Below are 1,752 nucleotides of genomic sequence, written 5' to 3' on the forward strand. Positions count from 1 at the left end.
ATTCGTTGGCGGCGACGCGTGTGGTGGCGCGGTTGTCGTCGGTGGTGGGTGTGCGGGTGCCGGTGTCGGTGGTGTTCGAGGTGGGGTCGGTGGAGGAGTTGGCTGCCCGGATCGAAAAGCTGGTCTCCGGTGACGCCGTCACAGGGGGCGCGTTCGACATGGTCATCCCACTCCGTAGCGGCGATCCGGAACTCGAAGCGGTCTTCTTCGTGCACCCGGTGGTGGGGCTCGCCTGGAGCTTCGCTGAGTTGGCGAAGTACGTGCAGGAGGGGCGGCCGGTCTACGGACTTCAATCACCAGCGCTGTCCGGCGCCGATCCGATGCCTCGGTCCATCGAAGAATGGGCCCGCCTCTACGTATCGGAGATCCGCCGTCTGCAACCGCGAGGGCGCTATCACCTGGTGGGATGGTCGATGGGCGGTGTCATCGCCCACGAGATGGCCGTGCAGTTGCAGCGTGACGGGGACTCGGTGGCCTCGTTGATCCTGCTCGACACGCAGGTTCCGGCGCCGCTGGAGGCGCCAGTCGACGTGGAGCAGGTTGCCCTCGCGGCACTGCAGGGCGGCGTAGGTGTGGATCCGCGGAGAGCGGACTCGTTGGTGTCGGATATCACACGGGACCTGGATGCGGGCGGTCTCGGAGTCCCGACGACGGCCGATTTCCTCGACGGGATCGGATGGTCGTTCGACGTACTCGCGCACCATCGGCCGGGCAGATTCTCGGGGGATCTGCTCTTCGTGGTCGCGCGGGAATCGAAACCGGGAGCGGATCATTCCCTTCTCGACTGGGCGCCCTTCGTGGTGGGTGAGGTGCACCGCCGAAGCATCGAGGTGTCTCATTGGGAGCTCACCGGACCCGATGCGTGTAGAGTGCTGGGCCCGCTCGTCAGGGCCTGGACCGCTAGTCACGAAATGTCTGAATTGTTCACTGTTTCAGCCGAAATCGAATAGTTCAATCGTCATTCAACTGGAAACAGCAGTGTTCTCATGTAAGACTCGGAAGCGGTCGGTGTGTGTGACCCGGTTTGTCGGGGGCCTTGTTCACGCAAATGCACTGGACCCGCGGGTATCGCCAAATGCGCTGCCTACGACCGCATTCCGCCCCGATGCAGAACGGGGAGTGGTATGACGGTCGAGGTCATCGGGTTCGGAGATGTAGATTCGAGCAGTGCGGTCCGTGATTTCTCCCGTCGAAACGGACGTATCGCTCGAGTCCGGCGTCATGCCCCCTTGCCGTTGCTGCCTCACCTGCTTGCCGTCGCTGTCGAGCGTGATCCCGACGCTCCCGCGGTCGTTTCCGATGGTGGAACCGTCACCTATCGTGAACTCGATTCCGCCTCGTCCGCGCTGGCGCGATTGCTGCTCGGTCGTGGTGTCGGACCGGAGGACCGCGTTGCCGTCCTGATGACGCGATCGCTCGAGTCGATTCTCGCGACGTGGGCAGTAGTCAAGACCGGTGCCGCGTTCGTCCCGGTGGATCCCACCTATCCGGCGGACCGCATCGAATACATGCTCGGTGACTCCGGCGCCGGTCTGGTTCTGACGCTGTCGTCCCATGTCGGAGCAGTGACGACCGACGTCGACATCGTTGTCGTCGACGATCCCGAGACCGAGTCGGAGCTTGCGGTGTTGCCGTCGGGTCCGGTGACGTTCGACGAGCGGGTTCGGACGTTGCGGCTCGGGCATGCGGCGTATGTGATCTACACGTCGGGGTCGACGGGGCGCCCGAAGGGTGTGGTGGTCACGCATTCGG

The 1,752-nt window shown here is 64.1% G+C and carries 2 protein-coding genes; both read left to right on the forward strand.

The window, feature by feature from the left end; genetic code table 11:
* Positions 1-950 (forward strand): alpha/beta fold hydrolase (locus MWU77_RS24335; protein WP_247275020.1); only part of this gene is annotated, 950 nt, incomplete at its 5' end.
* Positions 951-1,124: 174 nt separating this feature from the next.
* The coding region (locus MWU77_RS24340; RefSeq protein ID WP_247275021.1) for an AMP-binding protein at positions 1,125-1,752 on the forward strand (628 nt) is incomplete at its 3' end.

Origin of the sequence: Rhodococcus sp. F64268, assembly GCF_023015605.1 — a bacterium.
In the GTDB taxonomy this organism is placed as follows: domain Bacteria; phylum Actinomycetota; class Actinomycetes; order Mycobacteriales; family Mycobacteriaceae; genus Rhodococcus.